We start from the raw sequence: 2,191 nt of genomic DNA, 5'->3' as shown, positions 1-2,191 counted from the left end.
CCCCGCCAGCACCGCCCCGCTGACCAGGCCGAGGACGGCGCTGGCGGCCACGTTGACGGTGAACGTGCCCCAGGGGAACGCCGTGTCGTGACGGGCCTGCACCGCACGGTCGGTCAGATAGCGCAGCGGCGCGCCGACGGCCGCCCCGACGATCACCAGCAGCCAGTTCACCGGCCCGCTGCCCGGCCGACGTAGCGGATCACCTCGACCTCGTCGAGGATCACCAGCCCCTCGGTGACGAGCTCGTCGAGCTGCGGCAGGAACGCGCGTATCCGCGGCTCGTCGTCAACGATGATCACCGCCACTGGCAGGTCCTGGCTCATCGACAGCAGCCGGGTGGTGTGCACGACCGAGGAGGCGCCGAACCCCTCCACCCCGTGGAACACGCTCGCGCCGGCCAGCCCGGCGCGGTGCGCCCGGTGCACGATCTCGGTGGCCAGCGGCCGGTGGTGCCACAGGTCGCTTTCTCCCACGAACACCGTCAGCCGCAGGGCCCGGCCGGTCAGCCTCATCGCGTCCGCCTCCCCATCACCTGCCGCGTTGCCACGGCCGCCGCCCACACCGCGCCCAGCGCCAGCGTCACGGTCAGCGCCAGGTATGCCAGCGCCAGCCCGGCCCGGCCGGTGTCCAGCAGCCGTTCGGCGTCGACCGCGTAGGTGGAGAACGTGGTGAACCCGCCCAGCACGCCGGTGCCGAGGAACGGCCGCACCAGCGGGTGCACCGCCCGCACCTCGGTGATCACCACCATGAGCAGCCCGATCGCCGCGCATCCCGCCGTGTTCACCGCCAGCGTGGTCCACGGGAAGGAACCGGGCAGGGTCGACCAGAGCAGCGACGCGCCGTAACGGGCGCACGCCCCGATCGCCCCGCCAACCGCGATCGCCGCCAGCAGCGGTACCGGCCAGCGGCGCAACTCCCGGCGCTGCGCCAGAACATGCAGGTCCACATCCAGATCGGTGGGCCGCACGGCCTCCTGCGAGCGGGTGCCGTCCACGCGTACCTCCCTACCTGCGCGTCACCCGGCTTCGGCCGGGCACGACTCGTCACAAGTAGGGACTGTTGGCGACACCAGGTGCCCACCAGGTGTCACGGTTCGGATACGGCGAGCCCCACCGCCGCGCGGCGACAACAACCGCCACCGACAGCCAACATACCGGGTCCGACACCCTCCGCGGCCCATCCCCCGACGCACGACCGTCGACCCGACGATCAGTGCCTGAACGCCCCGACCGTTGCCTCCACGGCCGGCCCGGCATCCCGGCAGCGGCCCTTCTTCGCGCCCTGGCCTCGAACCATTTTCCCGATTCGCCCACGATGCCATCGACGACTCACCGACAACGACATCCAGGACATCGCCCGTGTTCCACTAGGAAAACTGTTCCACCAGGAAAATCCGCCTGATTTCCCTGCCAGTCCACCCGGTGAATCCGCGTCCCCCGAGAGGGCCGAGACGAACGACGCGTATTCACATTCGCCGTGCCAGCTCTACGACAGGAAAGAAATTTCTGTCTGGCCGTACTGGCCGTACTGGCTGTAATCAAGCGGATCCGAATGGTGCGGATGGAGCATGGCATCGTCGACGACGGTACCGCGGGGGAGCCCTGTTCTCGGCGGTGTGCCGGGTGGACGAGATACCGGCGGAGAGGACGGCTACTCTGAGCGTCCGGATTCCGGGTCCACAGGGGGGATACGATGCCGGCATCGTTGATATTGAAGTTTCCAGCTCCGCCGCGTACGCCGTCGCCGCGCCAGTTACTCGGCGCCGCGGCGCGGCTCTTCGAGACCGTCGACAGCGATCATCACGCGGAGAGCAAGCCGTTCGCGGTCGGACCTGTCACGCCTTCGCCCGGTTCGGGCGCGCCGGCAGCAGGGGGTGCTGCCGCAGGCTCGGCGGGTTCTACGGGTCCCGCCAGCTCGACGAGTTCCACGGGCTCCACGGGCTCCACGTCGTCCACCGGTGCGGCGGGTGCGGCGGGCTGTCCGGGGATGACGCTCTGGCGGCTGGGCTGGCTCAGGGATGGCGAGCTGCCCGAGGGCTGGCCGCCGCGGATGGTTCGTTTCGGGCCGTGCGAACTGCGGGTCACCGGGTTCGACGTGGACCCATGGCCGTTCGCGCGGCTGGCGTCGGCCGGGCCGACCCGGCGCGTCCGGCTACGGATGATCACACCGCTGTTCTTCTCCCGTAGCGGCC

3 protein-coding genes and 1 pseudogene are annotated in these 2,191 nt (G+C 70.3%); 1 reads left to right on the top strand and 3 read right to left on the bottom strand.

The features are described from left to right. From CM1CMNOD_RS03860 to crcB, 3 genes are all read right to left on the bottom strand, one after another. Positions 1-171 (bottom strand): fluoride efflux transporter FluC (locus CM1CMNOD_RS03860; protein WP_207387461.1); only part of this gene is annotated, 171 nt, incomplete at its 3' end. After that, positions 168-512, bottom strand: a complete 345-nt coding sequence (locus CM1CMNOD_RS03855) for a DUF190 domain-containing protein (RefSeq protein ID WP_013872357.1) — start codon at positions 510-512, stop codon at positions 168-170. The genes CM1CMNOD_RS03860 and CM1CMNOD_RS03855, both read right to left, overlap by 4 nt. Beyond that, positions 509-994 carry a fluoride efflux transporter CrcB gene (gene crcB, locus CM1CMNOD_RS03850; RefSeq protein ID WP_013872356.1) on the bottom strand — a complete coding sequence of 162 codons (486 nt, stop codon included), beginning with the start codon at positions 992-994 and terminating at the stop codon, positions 509-511. Before crcB ends, CM1CMNOD_RS03855 begins: the two co-directional genes overlap by 4 nt. A gap of 992 nt (positions 995-1,986) precedes the next feature. On the opposite strand from crcB, the pseudogene CM1CMNOD_RS21465 reads away from it, so the two are divergent. Then, positions 1,987-2,191, top strand: a pseudogene (locus tag CM1CMNOD_RS21465) (CRISPR system precrRNA processing endoribonuclease RAMP protein Cas6); the annotation flags it as partial.

It is taken from the genome of Protofrankia symbiont of Coriaria myrtifolia, from assembly GCF_900634755.1.
In the GTDB taxonomy this organism is placed as follows: Bacteria; Actinomycetota; Actinomycetes; order Frankiales; family Frankiaceae; genus Protofrankia; species Protofrankia coriariae.
This window is presented reverse-complemented; position numbering and strand designations above follow the sequence as displayed.

Coding starts and splice junctions, on each gene's coding strand:
- CM1CMNOD_RS03855 (WP_013872357.1), bottom strand. CDS start 512: ATGAGGCTGACCGGCCGGGCCCTGCGGCTGACGGTGTTCGTGGGAGAA.